An 18,523-nucleotide genomic window follows, 5' to 3' on the forward strand; every position below is an offset into this window, starting at 1 on the left:
AAGCGAATCATTTGATTCAGGAGGCAAAGTAGCGGCGAGGCGCCGTGAAACGTTTGGTATGGACTTGCAAAGCCCTTCCCGCCGAGAAAGTCTAGCGTTGTATACTAGGCAGACTAAGGAATGTCATGAGAACACAATGCACTCACTAATTGCTTTTGCCACTCAATGGGGCAGTAAATTCGGTGGAATCAACGCCTTTAACACCGACTTTTTAAGTGCCTTCGGCGTCGCCTATCCCACACAGCTTCAGGTCATTTGCATTGTTTCCAGTACCACAGAGGCTGAAATTGCCGATGCCAAAAATGCCAATGTCACCCTAGTAACACTTCCTTACCCACCGAGTGACAAGCTATTCACAGACCAGCAAGCCAACACCGCCATCGACGAACTCGCCAAACAAGGCATCCCGCTAACCCCAGAATTAACCATCTGGCTCGGTCATGACCGAATCAGTGGTCGCGCAGCACTCCAAGCGGCCAAGCAATTCGGTGGTCGCTCTGCGCTGATTCACCACATGAGCTATGCAGCCTACGAAGCTTACGCCGAAGACTCACACTCAGCGCACAGCAAATCAACTGACCAAGGAGCGATATTTAAGCAAGCCGACTTGTGTTTAGCGGTTGGCCCAAGCTTGCACACTGCGCTTTGCGACTTGGTTGACGTCAAACCCGAACAAGTTCATCAAATCATTCCAGGCTTGGCTGAAATTGACCCGCGCAACAACACCCCACAAAAATTCAGCGCCTTTATTAGTGGCCGTTTGAGTGATGATGCTGCCCGTATCAAACAAGCGCACCTCGGAATTGCCGCATTTGCTAAAGCAATAAAACAAGCGCAAAACAACCAAGCCCCAGAAAAACTGATTAATCAGCCAAAGCTGGTTTTACGCGGCGTCGATTTTGAATCACGCCTTGATTACAACCAAAGCCAATCTACCAACCCGGAACAAGAGTTACTGCAATTTGCTGAAAGCTACGCTGATCAAGTCATCACCTTACACGCACTACCCTATACCCAAGATCGAGCAGAGCTATACAACGACTTAAAGTCTGCCTGCGTGGCCATGATGCCCTCCTGGCACGAAGGTTTTGGTTTGGTGGCGTGGGAAGCGATTGCCGCGTGCGTGCCGTTGATTATCAGTACGCAAAGCGGTGTCTACCAACTGCTTAAACAACGAGGGCTTGACGGATTTGTCTATCCCACACAGGTTCGCGGCAAAACCGAAACCCCGTTTTTCCACGATGACGACCTAGCCAACGTCGCAACAGCGTTAATCAAAATTGCGGTGGACGTTGACGCCGCCAAACAAAAAGCCCACAAGCTGAAAACCGATTTAGCAGCCTACACCTGGTCGGCCTGTGTGGAAGAAATTGCAAAAGCATGTTTTAAGTGGCACATCGAAAAAGGCAGCCCCAAGCTAGAGACAGCGACTGCGCAACCGCCACAACTCAGTAGCCCACAACAACCATTTAGCGATTCGCCACTGACGCTACCCGTCAAACAATGGCGCGCCGATTTAGGCTATGCCGAAAGCCAGATGCTCCGCGCCGATTTTGCGTTGGTTCCGTTTGATCCGGGCCGCCAAACCGAGTTGGATACGCTCAACGCATGGCTGGATAACCAAGATGGCAACGATTACCCCATCAAAACTCGCTTGCTGACGGGCGCCGGTGGCTTGGGCAAAACCCGCTTGGCGATTGAATTGTGCCAACAACGCATGAACAGCGGCTGGCATTGCGGCTTTCTCAGTCGTGAAGATTCGGCACAAACCTGGGCCAAGTTGCAAACCGCACAAAAACCGCTGCTTATCGTGATTGATTACGCGGAAACCCGTCAGGAAACCTTATTAAACCTGCTTAAAGCCCGGCTCAAAGCGGAATACCCACATCCGGTTCGCTTGTTATTACTGGCGCGTGGTGGTGGCGAGTGGTGGGATCAACTGCCCAGCAAAGACGCCGAATGCGAAGCACTATTAAACGGTTATGCCACCTCCGGACCATACGTGTTGCCAGAGCTCTATCTGGATCAAAACAGCCGCCAACAAGCCTATAAAAATGCGTTAGTGGCCTACGCAACCGCCACCGGCCGGCAAATCCCGGCGGGCATCCCTGATCTAAGCGGCGAACATTTTGCCAAACCGCTGTATCTACAAATGGCAGCGCTGTTGGCGCTATACGGTGAACGCCCCTCCACCGCAATCGGCTTAACCCAATCGTTGCTGAATCACGAACGGCGTTATTGGCTGGAAACGCTCAAGGCGTTGGACTTAATCAATCCACAACAACACGCCCTGGACTTGCTGGCACTAACCACATTAAGCAACGGCTTCAAAACCCCGAAACAGGCTTACGAGTATTACGCCAAAGCCAAACCGGGCTTGATCTCCCAGCCCGTTTTTAGTCATCTATTCAAGCAATTAGAGCCACTGTATCCCGGTACGCAAGGCTTACAAAGCATCCAGCCCGACATATTCGGCGAAGCGCTGGTTGCGCAAAGCCTGCAACCAACAACCTGCCTGGATTTGCTCAACGTGGTTTTAGGTAACTCCGCCGAAAAGACGGTTCAACAGCATGCGCTGACAATTTTGGCGCGATTGAGTCTGCATGCGCCGGAATTGGATGGCGTGTTGATTCAAGCCATGCAAAGCAATTTCGTCGCCTGCTGTTTGGAACTGGTAGATGTTGCCGTGCAAACGCAAAGTCGTTTGCCTAATCTGGCGCAGCAAGCTTTCCAACAATTAACGCTACAACAAAAAAGCCAAGCGGCGGGGTTATTGGAAAACCGCTTCGAACACGAATCACTTTGTTTAGCGGAATTAGCCTATGAAGTGGCTTTTTTCATCAAAGAAAAATCAGCGCATAAACTACAAAAAAAACCAACTGATATTCAGTTATTGTCTAAGCATGCTGCTGATTTGCGTAGTCTAGCTGTGGATGCCTCTCGGTTAGGTAAAGCCATTGATGCTGTTAATTTTGGAGGCCAAGCTTTACAAGTCTTCAAACAACTTATACAGCGCGACCAAGTCCAATTTGAGCCTGATTACGCCCTTTCGCTCAACAACTATGCTAGTCACCTGAGTGATTTAGGCCAGAACATTGAAGTGGTAGGCTATGCCCAGCAGGCGCTGGTAATCCACGAACGCTTGGCGCAACAAAGACCGGATCGATTTGAGCCAGATTACGCTATGTCGCTCAGCAACTATGCGAGTCACCTGATGAATTTAGACCGGAACGATGAGGCGACAGGCTATGCCCTGCAGGCGCTCACAATCCGTGAACGCTTGGCGCAACAAAGACCGGATCTATTTGAGCCAGATTACGCTGTATCGCTCAGCAACTATGCGAGTCATCTGAGTGATTTAGGCCGGAACGACGAGGCGGCAGACTATGCCCAGCAGGCGCTGGCAATCCGTGAACGCTTGGCGCAACAAAGACCGGATCGATTTGAGCCAGATTACGCTGTATCGCTCAGCAACTATGCGAGTCATCTGAGTGATTTAGGCCGGAACGATGAGGCCGCAGGCTATGCCCAGCAGGCGCTGGCAATCCGTGAACGCTTGGTGCAACAAAGACCGGATCGATTTGAGCCGGGTTACGCCAACTCGCTGAACAATTATGCGAATTGCCTGGGTGATTTAGGCCGGAACGATGAGGCCGCAGGCTATGCCCAGCAGGCGCTGGCAATCCGTGAACGCTTGGCACAACAAAGACCGGATCGATTTGAGCCGGGTTACTCCAACTCGCTGAACAATTATGCGAATCGCCTGAGTGATTTAGGCCGGAACGACGAGGCGGCAGACTATGCCCAGCAGGCGCTGGAAATCCACGAACGCTTGGCGCAACAGAGACCGGATCGGTTTGAGCCGGATTACGCCCTGTCGCTCAGCAACTATGCGAATCGTCTCGGTGATTTAGGCCGGAACGATGAGGCGACAGACTATGCCCAGCAGGCGCTGGCAATCTATGAACGCTTGGTGCAACAAAGACCGGATCGGTTTGAGCCGGATTACGCTATGTCGCTCAGCAATTATGCGAATCGCCTCGGTGATTTAGGCCGGAACGACGAGGCGGTAGACTATGCCCGGCAGGCGCTGACAATTCTTGAACGCTTGGCGCTGAAAACCCCGCAACGATTTAACATCGACCACTTTAATGTTCAATGTTATTGGTTATTTGCTGAATGGCTGAGCTTATCGACTGCTTCGGTTAGCCTAGAATTTGAGCAAATTGATCAATTACCGGATTTTATTGCCATACACAAACAACCCGTCTGTCTGTTTTATGGGCGTTTTGTGCAAGGCTGTTTAAGCCAAAATGCCGCTCAGCAGTTTCAGCGAGCCATCGCCCTCTGGTCGCAACTGACCAAGTCAGATCAGCAAAATAATCGCGCCGAGTTTTTATGTGTTTGTGCTTGGTTAGCTCAATACGACGCCGAGGCACTGCCTGAGCAAAACTGGCTGGATGTCTGGCAACAGTTTACCCGGCAACGCCAAGACCGCTTACCAAAATGGCTGGAAACCGTGGCGGCACGATTGGGCTTTTCATGGCCCCAGTCAACCAATTTGGCCTAACTTGCCGCCGTGAGCGAGACGGGTTTTGTAAATCCGTCCCCAACGTTTTAAGTCGGCAATCCACGCGAGTAAACCGTTACGAACGGAATAAATATTCCGTTCGGCAAGGACAATGCCGTTAAGTTAAGATGATGATCGGCACGGGATGACGGGCATTGCGCCGGTCACCTCTACCACACCACCGGACTTGAGGTTTTCCGAATCCGGCGGTTGAACCCAATGACTTATTGAGCACCGTGTTCAGCATTGGGCTTCTTGCCATCCGCCACGCGCGGACCGATATGCTGGTTTGGCGCAGATGATACGGTTTGGCTTTTAGTTGTTTTAATGCGTTCTCTCGGCCTCGCTTGTTATGCCAGCCCACGCAGGACTTAATAGGCGGTAGCCGTATTACGCCGAATTTTGGCCTTCGAGCATTTGGCGCAACGCTTTGGTTATTTGCGCTTTACGGCCTTGCATGGTGTCTGACTTGAATAATAATTGAAGGCATCTTATCGGTCTGTTCTTGTCTGTTCAAATTCATGGTCATTGGCTACTTCGAGTCGAATTTGATCAGTCAGCATCTACTTTGTTCTTGATCGATTGTAAATCGCCCGAGCCCAGCCCGGGAGCCGCCACATCCTTACAGGTACCATGGTGTCAAACAGCGGCACAAATTTCCGCTTTAGTCGGCCATTCGGACGCCTTTGGATCGACCTTAGAAATAACGGATCTGCACTTTTTTTTGCGCAGGTCCGTTTGATTACCAGGCTAGGCGTCACATGACGATACATAGATGGACCATGCTTGACTGCGCTGCGACACGCTCAAGCTCAGACCTAAAATCGGTAAGCTCGTCAATGGCATCGTCTTGCTTCCAGCCGTCCGCGGTCGTTAGCGCGTTAGGATTGGTTTGCAGGTGGTCCAATATCACGGATACCGAAGACAATACGGCTGCGGCCGGAAACCAATTGGCGACTGATGCCGACCAGCCTTCTTCGCAGTCTTCAAACTCGCCGGTTTCGTCCATGTTATAGCGAACGTCAGTATCATCATAAAAGGCGCTAAGCGGGGTGACATTGAGTTTGTCAGCCAACGCATCCAGTGGCTCTTGCAGGTAGAAGACAGCGGAATGATCTTCGCCGTTGCTCTCGTAAGTTTCGCCGTTACGGATATTCAACCAAAGCGTCATACTCATCTTTGTTTCCTTGTGGTGGTGGGTAGAGAATTGAATGGGGTCTACCAATAAGCGCTGTATTGCCGAAGTAATGGCTCGCTTTGATAGCCATAACAAAGGTATTTCTGGACTTCAAGGATTAACCGGTCCAGCGCCAGCCCAGTATCCGAAGTTCTTGGGGGCGGCAAACGGATAGACATCGATTGCGGAAACGTTGGAAAGCTTTCCGTCTCCGTCAAGCGTTCCGAAGGCTCCGATGAACCACCCCGCATTGCCACTGACCAGTACAAAGTGTCTGTATGACGCCGGAAGTTTACGGCCGGCGTTCCGCATCGGAATATGCCGCTAGGTTCAAGCCCAAGCTTGTGTGCTGCAACATACCCAGTGTTATCGAAGCTACCGAATTAAATCAGACCTATCAATTAACGGCCTGAGATATTTGTAACAGTGGAGGGCTGAAGTCGAAACCGAAATGCTTAGGGTCTTCGCCTATCACCGCCGCCGAGACGATGTAAAACACGTAATCATAGGTTTCTACTGGAATTTCGTATTGCTGGATGAATTTCCAGAAGTTGCGGTCGCGCGGGTTATCCGGCATTTTTTCCACCATCCCGCGTACCTTATTGTGGCCGTAGTTATAACTGGCCATCACCAACAAGCCCGATGCCTGCGCCTGCTTGCTGTAGATGTATTTCAGGTATTTGGCGCCAGCTTGGGTGGCCTGCGCAAAATCAAAACGCGCATCCTGCTCGTCGTATTCTCTGACATTTGCTAGCGGTCCGGGCAGTAAACCGTATTCCTGGCCGGTGGTGGCTAAGAATTGCCAGGCACCCTTGGCAATGCCAAAGCGCGTTTCCGGCCCTATCGCTTTCGTGTCGTAATTGCTTTCCTGCAGCGGCAAATAGATAAAATAAGCGGGCAGACCTTCCTTATCCAAGGCTTCCAGCACCATCGGGCCGTATTGGTTGTCTTGCATGTTTTTAATAGCCAGGCGCAATCTGCCGGTATCCTGCCAATTTTTGATGTATTGCCGCACTTGCGTGACAAATTCTTCAGGCAGTTCCAATTCGCTTTCGCCAAAGCCTCTGACCACACGAGTGATTAACTCACGTTCGTATTGTTCGTCGGTCGGAAAGCTCAGGCGTAGAAAATCGATTTCTTTCAGGTATTCCTGATACTTGGCTTTCATCAGCTTCAGCTTCTGCCGTTCCTCGGCCAGGCGTTTTTTTTCTTCCAGAATTTTCGCCTGCTCGGCTCTGATGCGCTCCTGCGAGACCTTTAGTTTTTCGTCCTTTAACTCCTCCAGAGCCTTACCCAGAGATTCGATATTTTCCGCCAAGCGAATATCGGCTTGCGACAAATTGACTTCTAGGGTTTTGACGTCATAAAACATATTGATCGCCAGCTTACGGGCATTGTCCAGCGCCAGGTATTGGTAAGTGACCAAGCCGGCGGCTATTACAAACAAGATTCCCAAAAACCAAATCAGTTTTTTATAGTTTTTGGTTCTGACGGTTCTATCCTCGCGGATCACCCGCCGCACCATGCGCGTGTAATCGCCCATATCCGCCGATTCTTCTTCGGACAACAGGCGATTTTTGATGGCGTCGGCAGATAAATTCTGTTGCGGCTTGGGTAGTGGGGCTATGGGCTGATTTAAAACCGGCGTTTGCGCGGCGGCAAATAAAGTGGCGTCGTCTTTAGGCGTGGGCAAAACGGGTCTTGCATTTGCCGAGGCGATTTTTAGTTCAAACGGTGAAACGCCCAGACCCAACAACACCGGCAAATGCAACTTGGTTTTGGCGGCCAATCTTTGCTTATCCAGATACACGCCGTGCGTACTGTTTAAATCATAAAGCCACCAGCCGTCCGCTTCGCGCTTGATTTGCAAATGATGCCGGCTGATGGATTGATCGTTGACGACCACCGAGTTATCTTGGGCCCGCCCGACGCTGAAACTGTTTTCAAAAGCATAGTTGGCGATCACTTGTCCGCTGATATTCAGCAACTCCACCAGAAGCGTTTCCGGCCTGGCCAATACGGTGTGATCGGCATCTACTTCCGGTGCTTTAAACGGACTGACTCCCATGAAAACGGTTTTATCGTCTTCCATCAACTTGCCTCATCGCTGCAGCGCTGGCGCCAGGCCTGCTTATCAGTCTGTAATCAAAAATGGCACCACCGCCGTCAACCCCGGCAAGTTTAGTTTCGCCAATGCCGAGCAAGCATAGCCCAACAATGCGTGTCGTGCTTATGAGGCCTTGCGGGCGGCAATGGCCTGGCTGAGTTGATACACCGCCATAGCGTAAAGCGGGCTGTGGTTATAGCGGGTGATAACATAAAAGTTATGCAGGCCCACCCATAAATCTTCGCCAACCTGTTGCTGGTAAGCCAACAGTTTGACGGTTTCGCTGGCGGCTAATTGCGTAGGAATATCCACGCCTAAGCGGCGCAATTCGCCGACATTCGTATCCGGCTTGACGCCCTTGCTCAATGCTTGCCGATAGGCTTCGCCGCGGGCACTGACCGGGTAGGCAACAGCCCCGCCCGGTCGCCACTGGTTGCGTACAAAATAATTTGCCACGCTGGCAATCGCATCGGCGCTGTTGGTCCAGATATTCCGTTTGCCGTCCAGGTCAAAATCCTTGGCGTAGCCGCGAAAACTGCTGGGCATGAATTGCGGCAAACCCATCGCCCCGGCGTAAGACCCCATGGGTTGCAGAGGGTCCATATGCTCTTCGCGGGCCAGCACCAGAAATTGCTCCAGTTCCTTCAGGAAGAATTCGCTGCGCGGCGGATAGGCAAAACCCAAGGTAGCCAGCGCATCGATCACCCGATATTTGCCGGTATGCGCGCCGTATTTGGTTTCCACGCCGATGATGGCGATGATGATTTCCGCCGGTACGCCGTATTGGCTTTCCACGGCTTTCAACGCGGCCTCGTTGTCTTTCCAGAACTGCACGCCACCGGCGATCCGCGCCTCGGTCATGAATATCTCACGATACTGAAACCAGGGCTTGCCTTCCGCCGGCTTGGACATCGCATCCAAAATCGGCTGCTGGATTTGCGCAGCCTTGAACAAAGTCCGCAATTCAGCTTCGTTGAAATGCTGCTGCTTGACCATGTTGTGGATGAATTGCTTGAAGCTGTCGGTTTCGGCGATTTCAGCCGATGCCGAACCAGCAGCGAATAAGGTGGCGGCCAACAGCCAGGCTGATAGGTTTTTATTCATTTTCATAAGCCAATTAAACAGGTAGTAATTTACGATGGGTATGGATGGACATCAGAATACCGAAGCCGGCCATCAAGGTCACCATCGAGGTGCCGCCGTAGCTAATCAATGGTAGCGGCACGCCGACCACCGGCAACACGCCGATCACCATGCCGATATTCACAAAAACGTAGACAAAAAAAGTAAAGGCCAAACTGCCGGCTAACAAGCGCGAGTAGGTATCCTGGGCTTGCACGGCAATGTAGAAACACCGGCTGATGACCAGCAGATACAAAACCAGCAGACCGACGCAGCCGAACAAGCCAAACTCCTCGGCAAACACCGCAAAGATAAAGTCCGTGGAGCTTTCCGGTAAAAAATCCAGTTCCGCCTGACTACTGCCCAGCCAGCCCTTGCCGTTGATGCCACCGGAACCGATGGCAATCTTGGATTGAATGATATGGTAACCGGCGCCCATGGGGTCCGCTTCCGGGTTCATAAACGTCAATACGCGGTTGCGCTGATAGTCGCGCATGAAATGCCACAACACCGGGGTCAAGGACGCCAGTAAAGCCACAATGCCTAGCATGAACCACCACGACAAGCCGGCGAAGAACAACACCGCCGCCCCGGAGCTGGCTACCAGCAAGGAGGTTCCCAAATCCGGCTGCTTCGCGATCAGCAAAACCGGCACTATCAAAAGCGTCGCCGCGCCTAATACATGCTTGGGCTTGGGCGGCAAGGCCCGTTCCGAGAGATACCAGGCCACCATCATCGGCGCACTGATTTTGGTAAATTCGGACGGTTGAAAACGAAAGAAACCCAGATCCAACCAACGCTGCGCCCCCATACTGATCTGTCCCATCACCGCCACTGCCAGTAACAACAACACGCAAATCGAGAACAAGGCCACCGAAAAACTTTGGAAACGTCGCGGGTTGATATGCGCCAACACGATCATCAATAAAATGGCGAAACCCATGCGGGTGGCATGCCGAATCAACAAGGGCACTTCTTGCCCGCCGGCGCTGTATAAGATCACAAAACTGGTCGCGCAAATCAGCAACAAACCGATAAACAATGGGATGTCGATATGCAGCTTTCTGAGTAAATTACCCAGCAGCGATGGCGGCTGAAACTGCTCATTGCGCATTTCGGTTCTCATGGCTGCGGCTCCTTTTTTTGATTCAGATAGGCATCGATAATTTCGCCGGCAATCGGCGCCGCTACCGAGCCGCCGTGGCCGCCGTGCTCGGCGATAATCGCCACCGCAATTTGCGGGTCGTGGACTGGCGCAAAGGCTATGAACAAAGCATGGTCGCGCATTTTAAAATCGATGGCGTCCTCGTTGTATTTCTCCTCCTGCTTGATGGTAAACACCTGCGCGGTACCGGTCTTGCCGGCAATTTGATAGGTAATGGCCTTAGCCAAGCTGCCGGCTGTCCCTCTAGCTCCGTGTACCACATTGGTCATGCCTTTGATGATGTTATCGACGTTTTGGGTTTTCAGCGGAATTAGCGCATCGGCTTTACCGCCTATCATGTCCGCGTAATCAGCGCTGATGATACTGTGCACCAAATGCGGTGTGATCACTTTGCCGTAGTTAGCCAGCGTAGCAGTAGCGTGAGCCAACTGCAGCGGCGTGGCTTGCGTGTAACCCTGACCAATCCCGGTAATCAGCGTTTCGCCCGGAAACCAGGCCTGGCTACGGTAATGTTTTTTCCATTCTTTGGACGGCATCAAACCATCGACTTCGCCAACCAAATCGATCCCAGTTTTTCGGCCGAAACTGAATTTGTCCATAAAGTCGTGCATCTTATCGATACCCAATGCTAAGGCCAGGTCGTAAAAATACACGTCGCAAGACTGGGTAATCGCCTCGTTCATATCCACCATGCCGTGCCCCCACTTTTTCCAGTCGCGATACTTGTGATCGACATTCGGCAGCTTGTAATAACCCGGACAGAACAAACGGTGGTTAAAATCGGTGACGCCATATTCCAGACCGGCCAAGCCTAGAAACGGCTTGACGGTGGAACCCGGCGGATACTGGCCGCGCAAGGCTCGGTTGTATAAAGGTTGATCCGGCGAGTCCTGCAAAGCCTTGTATTCCTTGCCGGAAATCCCGGAAACAAACGGATTGGGATCGAAACCGGGCCGGCTGGCGAACACCAGCACCCCGCCGGTTTTGATTTCAATCGCCACCGCCGCGCCGTTGTATTCCGACAAGGCATCGTAGGCGATTTTTTGCAAATCGATGTCCAGCGTCAGGTAGATATTGGACCCGGCCACCGGCTCCACCGTCGCTACAGTATTGACGGCCCTGGCCTGCGCATTGGTTTCTATTTCCTCGTAACCGGCGGTGCCCAGCAAATGCTCTTCATAGGTTTTTTCGATGCCGGTTTTGCCGATGTGGTTGGTACCGCGATATTTGGCCAGTGGTAAGGTTTGCATTTCCTTCTCGTTAATCCGACCGACATAGCCGACCACATGAGAAGCCAAGTCGCCGTAAGGATAATGGCGCACCAAGCGGGCGTAGACATCGACACCAGGGAAATACGGCCTGACCACGGCAAATTTAGCGACTTCCTCGTCGCTCAGATTCTGCAGTAACGGCGTACTGGTGAAGGATTTGTTGCGCTTACGCTGCTTTTGAAACAGATCGATTTTTTCTTCGGAAATGTCCAGCAGCTTCTGTAGCCTGACTAGGGTGTCGTCAAGATTTTCGATCTGCTCCGGGATCAGTTCCAAACTGTAGGTGGGCACGTTTTCTGCGAGCATCCGGCCCTTGCGGTCGTAAATCACGCCACGGGTGGGTGGCAGCGGCGAAATCTTGATGCGGTTGTCCTTGGATAAGGTTGCGTAGTGCTCGTGGCCAACCACCTGCAAATACACCAAACGGGTAACCAAACCGGCGATCAAAAACAGGATCAAGATAAACGCCGCGACGATGCGGCTTAAAAATAAGCGACTTTCGGCGAGCGGATCTTTAATGGCGAATTTTCTATCCATGCTCCGTTAGACGATGCGTGCCATTACCCGGATATAACGCAGCACCACAAACACCAGCGGCCACACCAAGGTGCCGGATAACACCGGATACCAAAACGCCAGGGATAGGCGATTGCCGGCTTGCATGCTTTCGGTGCCGAAAATAATGCTCTGCGATGCAAACAAGCACAAAAACACAAACAAGCATTGCTGCACCATCGGAAATTGCCGCAAACGCCGATGCTCGTTGATACTGAAATAGCAAATCAGCGCATAAATCAAGGCGTACTGCCCCAGCAAACGGCCGGTTAATACGTCAGTCAACAAACCTATCGACCAAGCGCTGAATACGCCAAACCGTTCCGGCAAGGCAATGGACCAATAAATTAACACCAATACAATCCAGTCCGGATTGAATACATCCATACTGGGAAACAGTGACATTACCCGCAGCACCATCGCCGCGCCTATGGTAACGATGAAGTAAATGGTAGCGGCAAAATCAAGGCGCGACATGCTCGGCTTCCTTGGCTTCCGGCTCGGCTGGCGCTTTACCCTGCTCGCCTAACACCACCGGCGTGGAATGACTCCAGACGATCAAAAACTCGCGGCTTTTATCCAATTCCGCCTTGGGCGTGGCGTAAATATTGGCAAAGGATTTGTCTGGCCTGGCTTCGAATTTATCCACTACCGCGACCGGATAACCGGCCGGAAATACGCCGCCAAGTCCGGAGGTAACCAGCAAATCCCCCGGCACGATGTCCGCGTTATTGGCAAGAAACGGCAAATGCAGACGATTGGGCTGGCCGGTACCGAAAGCGATGGTACGTAAACCGTTGCGGTTAACCTGTACCGGGACGGCATGGTCGGGATCGGTGATCAGCATCACTTCCGAGCTGGACGGCAAGGCCCGCACCACCTGGCCGACGATGCCGTTGGCATCCAAAACAGGCTGTTCCGGATGCACGCCAAAACGCGAGCCTTTGTTGACCACCACGGTGTGTTCGTAAGGCGCCAGTTTTACCGACACCAGTTCCGCTACCAGCACCTGTTCGCCCAGCTGAAAGGAGTTTTCCAGCAACATTCGCAGCCGGGTGTTTTCCTTTTCCAAGGCTGCGAATTTCAACAATTTCGCATCGTTGACGAACTGAGCCTCTTTCAAGCGGCGGTTTTCCTTTTGCAGCTCCACAAAAGAAATCACCGTTCCGGACACGGTCTGATAAAAATCGACAGGTAGACTGGCCAGCGATTGTAAGGGATAGGTGAACACCGATAACAAGGAGCGCAACCGGTCCAGGCGTTCACTGCGATAATCAATCACTAACATCGAAATTGATACCAGCAATGCCACCAGTAAGCGGGTATTAAGTGAAGGGCCTTTGGCAAATAAGAGTTTTATGGCAAACCTCTAACAATCAAAACGCGACGGGCAAGACCGGCACCCATCGACGCGACAGCAAGAACAATCAAGCTCCGCTCATGGGCAGTTCATGTGCCGAGCGGCATAAATTCGTAGAAAAGGCCGCTGTAGCCGCTTTACGCGGTCACAGCGGCCTTTCAGAGATATTTCGGTACAGCGTTTATTCCAAAGAAAACGCTGAAGCACCTTTAGAGTCCAACATTTCCAACACCATGCCGCCGCCGCGGGCTACGCAAGTCAAAGGATCGTCGGCGATATACACCGGCAGGCCGGTTTCCTCGGAAATCAAGCGGTCGATGTCTTTCAACAATGCGCCACCTCCGGTCAACACGATACCGCGACTGGCCACGTCCGCGCCTAGTTCTGGTGGAGTTTGTTCCAAGGCCACTTTAACAGCGCTAACGATGCCCGATAAGGGTTCTTGCAAGGCTTCCAGAATTTCATTGCTGTTCAATGAAAAGCTGCGCGGCACGCCCTCGGCCAAATTGCGGCCGGTAACCTGCATCTCCCGCACTTCGCTGCCAGGATAGGCCGCGCCGATTTGATGTTTGATTTTCTCGGCGGTCGCTTCGCCAATCAAAGTGCCGTAATTACGGCGCACATAGCTGATGATGGCGTCGTCGAAGCGGTCGCCGCCGATTCGGACCGACGCCGAATAAACGATACCATTCAAGGAAATCACCGCCACCTCTGAAGTGCCGCCGCCAATATCCAGCACCATCGAACCGTGTGCAGTATCCACCGGCAATCCGGCACCGACTGCAGCCGACATCGGCTCTTCAATCAAATATACTTCTCTAGCACCCGCCATGGCCGCCGATTCACGAATTGCCCGCCGTTCCACTTGCGTAGAGCCGCAAGGCACGCAGATCAAAATGCGCGGGCTTGGCCGCAATAATTTATTTTCATGCACTTTTTTGATAAAAAACCGCAGCATGCGTTCGGTCACGGCGAAGTCGGCAATCACGCCGTCTTTCAACGGCCGAATAGCGGTGATATTGCCGGGCGTACGGCCCAGCATGCTTTTGGCGTCGGCGCCGATGGCGGCGATGGTTTTTTGGCCGCGAATTTTGTCTTCTTTAATCGCCACCACGGAAGGCTCGTTGAGTACGATTCCCTGGCCCGGAACATAAATCAGCGTATTTGCCGTACCCAAATCGATAGACAAATCATTGGAAAACAGGCCACGAATTCTTTTAAACATTTTATGCAGTACCCTAAGCGCACACGGAAAATCCCGCTACTTTAACAATCAAGCAGGTATTTGAGCAAGATATAAAGTATCATAGTTTTACTAAGAAAACCTGGAGTTACAAGAATGTCGTTAACGGCGAATGACGTTAAAAAAATCGCTCACCTGGCAAGGCTGGGCATTGCTGAACAAGATGTCGAACACTATGCAAAAGACCTATCGGGCGTACTGGAATTAATGACGCAAATGGGCCAATTAGACACGACCGGCGTGACGCCCATGGCGCATCCGCTGGATCAAATGCAGCGCCTGCGCGATGACGCCGTCACCGAGACCGATCAGCGCGACCATTTCCAAACCATCGCCCCGCAAACCGAAGCCGGATTGTACCTGGTCCCCAAAGTCATCGATTAAGGACGATTATGCACAAACTTACCCTCACCGAGCTGGCAGCCGGGCTGCGCAGCAAAGCATTCTCCAGCATAGAACTGACTCAACATTTTCTGGACCGCACCCACCAGCACCAGAACCTGAACGCATTTATCACTGTAAACGCCCACAGCGCCTTGCAACAGGCCCAGGCGGCCGATCAGTTGCTGGCTACCGGCAACGCCGGACCATTGGCCGGCATCCCCATCGCCCAAAAAGACATTTTCTGCACGCTAGGCACTAAAACCAGCTGCGGCTCGAAAATGCTGGATAACTTCATCGCCCCTTACGATGCCACGGTGGTTGAACGCTTCAACAGGGCCGGCGCGGTGATGCTAGGCAAATTGAACATGGACGAGTTTGCGATGGGTTCGTCCAACGAAAACAGTTTCTACGGCCCGGTGCGCAACCCTTGGACGACCGATTGCGTCCCCGGTGGCTCGTCCGGCGGCTCGGCGGCGGCAGTCGCGGCGCGTCTGGCGCCTGCGGTGACCGGCACAGACACCGGCGGCTCGATTCGCCAGCCGGCAGCGCTGTGCGGTATCACCGGATTGAAACCGACTTACGGCCGCGTGTCGCGTTATGGCATGATCGCCTACGCTTCCAGCCTGGATCAAGGCGGCCCGATGGCGCGTAGCGCCGAAGACGCGGCTTTACTTTTGCAGGTGATGGCCGGCTTCGATCCCAAAGATTCGACCAGCGTCGATCAACCCGTACCTGACTATAGCGCCAGCCTGAACGATAGTTTACAAGGCCTGAAAATCGGTCTGCCGAAACAGTTTTTCAGCACAGGGCTGAATAGCCAAATGGCCGCCACCATCCACGCCGCGGTTGCCGAATATCAAAAACTGGGCGCGGAAGTCAAAGAAGTGGACATGCCGAATCTGCAGTTGGCAATCCCTGCTTATTACGTGATCGCTTCCGCCGAATGCTCGTCCAACCTATCGCGCTACGACGGCGTGCGCTTCGGTTACCGTTGCCAAAATCCCGCAGACTTGACCGACCTTTACACCCGCTCGCGCGGCGAAGCCTTCGGCGCGGAAGTGAAGCGGCGGATTTTGATGGGCACTTATGCGCTGTCAGCTGGCTACTATGACGCATATTATTTAAAAGCCCAGCAAGTGCGCCGCCTGATCAGCGACGACTTCAAACGCGCTTTGAGCGAAGTCGACGTACTAATGGGCCCGGTCACGCCAAGCACGGCATTCAAAATCGGCGAAAAAACCAGCGATCCGATTCAGATGTATCTGGAAGATATTTACACCATTGCCATCAACTTGGCGGGTTTGCCGGCGATGTCGATTCCGGCCGGATTCATGGACGGCAAACCTGTGGGCTTACACGTGATAGGCAATTATTTCAGCGAAGCCAAGTTGCTGAATGTCGGCCACCGCTACCAGCAAGCGACCGATTGGCATTTGCAAATACCGAAAGGTTTCGAATAACACGGGAGGCAAGATGGCGCCGATCACGCAATTGTCGCAACTCGACCCCAACGGCACCTATAGCTACGCCGATTATCTGACCTGGCGGCTGGAAGAAAGTGTAGAGTTGATCAAGGGAAAGATCATAGCGATGTCGCCGGCGCCTAGTAGGAAACACCAAAGTGTGTCGCTAAATTTATCCGTCAGTTTGGGCAATCATTTCAAGCACAAGCATTGCAATGTGTACGTTGCCCCTTTCGACGTCAAACTCTATGATCGGCGTAAACCCCTGCTGCAAGACCGCGAAGTGTTCAGCGTCGTGCAGCCGGATTTGTGCGTCATCTGCGACAAGGAAAAATTGACCGAACAGGGCTGTGACGGCGCGCCGGATTGGATCATCGAGATTTTGTCGCCTGGCAACAGCCAGAGGGAATTAAGGTTGAAATTCCAGTTGTATCAGGAAAGCGCAGTCACTGAATACTGGATCGTGCACCCCTATGAACAAACCCTGTATCAGTTCGTGCTCGACCAAAATCAAAAGTATCAGTTGCACGCCATGCACCCCGGCGACGAAATCGCTACACCCTATTTATTCCCCGACCTGCAAATCGACCTGAACGACGTTTTTGCCGAATAAGCTTTAAAGGAACCACGAATGAACTCACAATGGGAAGCCGTCATCGGCCTGGAAATCCACACCCAACTGTCTACAAAATCGAAAATCTTCTCCGGTGCCGCCACCGCTTACGGCGCGGAACCCAATACCCAAGCTTGCGCTGTCGACTTGGGCTTGCCGGGGGTTTTGCCCATATTGAATAAAGACGCGGTGCGCAAGGCCGTCACCTTTGGCTTGGCGATTGACGCCGAGATTGCCCCGCATTCGGTGTTCGCCCGCAAAAACTATTTTTATCCGGACTTACCGAAAGGCTACCAAATCAGCCAGTTCGAACTGCCTATCGTCGGCAATGGCCATCTGGACATCGAAGTCGATGGTGTCAGCAAACGCATCGGCATCACCCGCGCCCATCTTGAAGAAGACGCCGGCAAATCCTTGCACGAAGACTTCCACGGCCTGACCGGCATCGACTTGAACCGCGCCGGCACACCCCTGCTGGAAATCGTTTCCGAACCGGATATGCGTTCGGCTAAGGAAGCGGTCGCTTACATGCGCAAGCTGCACGAACTGGTGCGCTACCTGGAAATCTGCGACGGCAATATGCAGGAAGGTTCGTTCCGCTGCGACGCCAACGTCTCGGTGCGCCCGAAAGGCCAAGCTGAATTCGGCACCCGCGCCGAAATCAAGAACATCAACTCCTTCAAATTCGTCGAAAAAGCCATCAATCACGAAATCGAGCGGCAAATCGATGTCATCGAAGGCGGCGGCAAAGTGGTTCAGGAAACTCGCCTGTACGACGCCAACAAAGACGAAACCCGCTCCATGCGCAGCAAGGAAGAAGCCAACGACTACCGCTACTTCCCCGATCCCGACCTGTTGCCGGTATTGATTGAAGAATCGTTGAAAAACGAAATTCGTGCCACGCTACCGGAACTGCCGGATGCCAAGAAACAGCGTTTCATCGAGCAGTACGCCCTGGATAACGAAAGCGCAACCACCTTGACGTCGTCGCGCGAATTAGCCGACTTTTACGAAACAGTCGTCAAAGCCTCGGGCGGCGAAGCGAAGCTGGCGGGCAACTGGCTGACCGGCGACGTGTTGGGCGCATTGAACAAAGCCGGATTGGAAATCGGCGATTGCCCGGTCAATGCCGAGCGCCTGGCCGGCCTGCTCAAACGCATTGCCGACAACACCATCTCAGGTAAAACCGCCAAACAGGTATTCGATAAGCTCTGGAACAGCACCGACAGTGCCGACGAGATCATCGAAAAAGAAGGCTTGAAGCAGATCACCGACAGCGGTGCGATAGAAGCCATCGTCGATAAAGTGATAGCCGCCAACCCGGTGCCAGTCGAGCAATATCGGGCCGGCAAGGACAAAGCGTTGATGGCTTTGGTCGGGCAGATCATGAAAGAAACCCAAGGCAAAGCCAATCCGGGCGAAGTGAACAAGATGTTGATTGCCAAGCTGAAAAGCTAAGGACTCAAGGGTGGCCGGAAAAATTTCGGTCTCCC

General features: G+C 52.7%; 13 protein-coding genes. 5 read left to right on the top strand and 8 right to left on the bottom strand.

Translation table 11 applies throughout. The features are described from left to right. The first annotated feature begins 136 nt into the window (after positions 1–136). Positions 137–4,570: a tetratricopeptide repeat protein gene (locus ACWAU0_RS03665; protein WP_458138339.1), complete on the top strand. Its 4,434-nt coding sequence runs from the start codon at positions 137–139 to the stop codon at positions 4,568–4,570. A 757-nt stretch (positions 4,571–5,327) separates the two neighbouring features. On the opposite strand, the gene ACWAU0_RS03670 is transcribed toward ACWAU0_RS03665, so the two are convergent. From ACWAU0_RS03670 to ACWAU0_RS03705, 8 genes are all read right to left on the bottom strand, one after another. Beyond that, positions 5,328–5,747, bottom strand: a complete 420-nt coding sequence (locus ACWAU0_RS03670) for a hypothetical protein (protein ID WP_458138340.1) — start codon at positions 5,745–5,747, stop codon at positions 5,328–5,330. Positions 5,748–6,144: 397 nt separating this feature from the next. After that, positions 6,145–7,839 (bottom strand): FHA domain-containing protein, encoded by a 1,695-nt coding sequence (locus ACWAU0_RS03675; RefSeq protein WP_458138341.1) that lies wholly within the window; start codon positions 7,837–7,839, stop codon positions 6,145–6,147. Positions 7,840–7,977: 138 nt separating this feature from the next. Next, positions 7,978–8,958: a lytic murein transglycosylase B gene (gene mltB / locus ACWAU0_RS03680; protein ID WP_458138342.1), complete on the bottom strand. Its 981-nt coding sequence runs from the start codon at positions 8,956–8,958 to the stop codon at positions 7,978–7,980. Between the two features lie 13 nt (positions 8,959–8,971). After that, positions 8,972–10,102 carry a rod shape-determining protein RodA gene (gene rodA, locus ACWAU0_RS03685; RefSeq protein ID WP_033156057.1) on the bottom strand — a complete coding sequence of 377 codons (1,131 nt, stop codon included), beginning with the start codon at positions 10,100–10,102 and terminating at the stop codon, positions 8,972–8,974. Continuing rightward, complete coding sequence (gene mrdA / locus ACWAU0_RS03690) at positions 10,099–11,949, bottom strand: penicillin-binding protein 2 (protein ID WP_458138343.1); 1,851 nt, start codon at positions 11,947–11,949, stop codon at positions 10,099–10,101. The genes rodA and mrdA overlap by 4 nt, the downstream gene beginning before the upstream one ends. A 6-nt stretch (positions 11,950–11,955) precedes the next feature. Beyond that, on the bottom strand, positions 11,956–12,444 hold the full coding sequence (gene mreD / locus ACWAU0_RS03695; protein WP_101052072.1) for a rod shape-determining protein MreD: 489 nt from the start codon (positions 12,442–12,444) through the stop codon (positions 11,956–11,958). After that, positions 12,431–13,327: a rod shape-determining protein MreC gene (gene mreC, locus ACWAU0_RS03700; RefSeq protein ID WP_101052071.1), complete on the bottom strand. Its 897-nt coding sequence runs from the start codon at positions 13,325–13,327 to the stop codon at positions 12,431–12,433. Before mreC ends, mreD begins: the two co-directional genes overlap by 14 nt. Positions 13,328–13,508: 181 nt before the next feature. After that, positions 13,509–14,552 carry a rod shape-determining protein gene (locus ACWAU0_RS03705; RefSeq protein ID WP_020484718.1) on the bottom strand — a complete coding sequence of 348 codons (1,044 nt, stop codon included), beginning with the start codon at positions 14,550–14,552 and terminating at the stop codon, positions 13,509–13,511. A 114-nt stretch (positions 14,553–14,666) separates the two neighbouring features. Between ACWAU0_RS03705 and gatC the strand changes: the two genes are divergently transcribed. The 4 genes from gatC to gatB are packed head-to-tail and all read left to right on the top strand — an operon-like array spanning position 14,667 to position 18,488. Next, positions 14,667–14,954 (top strand): Asp-tRNA(Asn)/Glu-tRNA(Gln) amidotransferase subunit GatC, encoded by a 288-nt coding sequence (gatC, locus tag ACWAU0_RS03710; RefSeq protein WP_033156054.1) that lies wholly within the window; start codon positions 14,667–14,669, stop codon positions 14,952–14,954. Positions 14,955–14,962: 8 nt separating this feature from the next. Continuing rightward, complete coding sequence (gene gatA, locus ACWAU0_RS03715; protein ID WP_458138344.1) at positions 14,963–16,414, top strand: Asp-tRNA(Asn)/Glu-tRNA(Gln) amidotransferase subunit GatA; 1,452 nt, start codon at positions 14,963–14,965, stop codon at positions 16,412–16,414. Between the two features lie 13 nt (positions 16,415–16,427). Then, positions 16,428–17,030 carry a Uma2 family endonuclease gene (locus ACWAU0_RS03720; protein WP_458138345.1) on the top strand — a complete coding sequence of 201 codons (603 nt, stop codon included), beginning with the start codon at positions 16,428–16,430 and terminating at the stop codon, positions 17,028–17,030. A gap of 18 nt (positions 17,031–17,048) precedes the next feature. Continuing rightward, positions 17,049–18,488, top strand: coding sequence for an Asp-tRNA(Asn)/Glu-tRNA(Gln) amidotransferase subunit GatB (gene gatB, locus ACWAU0_RS03725; RefSeq protein ID WP_458138346.1), 1,440 nt, complete (start codon positions 17,049–17,051; stop codon positions 18,486–18,488). Positions 18,489–18,523 lie beyond the last annotated feature (35 nt).

It is taken from the genome of Methylomonas sp. Uni0009 (assembly GCF_054188105.3).

What these genes read in the sequence shown, in the direction of transcription:
- ACWAU0_RS03665 (WP_458138339.1), top strand. Translation starts at nt 137, where the DNA reads ATGCACTCACTAATTGCTTTTGCCACTCAATGGGGCAGTAAATTCGGT.
- ACWAU0_RS03670 (WP_458138340.1), bottom strand. Translation starts at nt 5,747, where the DNA reads ATGAGTATGACGCTTTGGTTGAATATCCGTAACGGCGAAACTTACGAG.
- ACWAU0_RS03675 (WP_458138341.1), bottom strand. Translation starts at nt 7,839, where the DNA reads ATGGAAGACGATAAAACCGTTTTCATGGGAGTCAGTCCGTTTAAAGCA.
- mltB (WP_458138342.1), bottom strand. Translation starts at nt 8,958, where the DNA reads ATGAATAAAAACCTATCAGCCTGGCTGTTGGCCGCCACCTTATTCGCT.
- rodA (WP_033156057.1), bottom strand. Translation starts at nt 10,102, where the DNA reads ATGAGAACCGAAATGCGCAATGAGCAGTTTCAGCCGCCATCGCTGCTG.
- mrdA (WP_458138343.1), bottom strand. Translation starts at nt 11,949, where the DNA reads ATGGATAGAAAATTCGCCATTAAAGATCCGCTCGCCGAAAGTCGCTTA.
- mreD (WP_101052072.1), bottom strand. Translation starts at nt 12,444, where the DNA reads ATGTCGCGCCTTGATTTTGCCGCTACCATTTACTTCATCGTTACCATA.
- ACWAU0_RS03705 (WP_020484718.1), bottom strand. Translation starts at nt 14,552, where the DNA reads ATGTTTAAAAGAATTCGTGGCCTGTTTTCCAATGATTTGTCTATCGAT.
- gatC (WP_033156054.1), top strand. Translation starts at nt 14,667, where the DNA reads ATGTCGTTAACGGCGAATGACGTTAAAAAAATCGCTCACCTGGCAAGG.
- gatA (WP_458138344.1), top strand. Translation starts at nt 14,963, where the DNA reads ATGCACAAACTTACCCTCACCGAGCTGGCAGCCGGGCTGCGCAGCAAA.
- ACWAU0_RS03720 (WP_458138345.1), top strand. Translation starts at nt 16,428, where the DNA reads ATGGCGCCGATCACGCAATTGTCGCAACTCGACCCCAACGGCACCTAT.
- gatB (WP_458138346.1), top strand. Translation starts at nt 17,049, where the DNA reads ATGAACTCACAATGGGAAGCCGTCATCGGCCTGGAAATCCACACCCAA.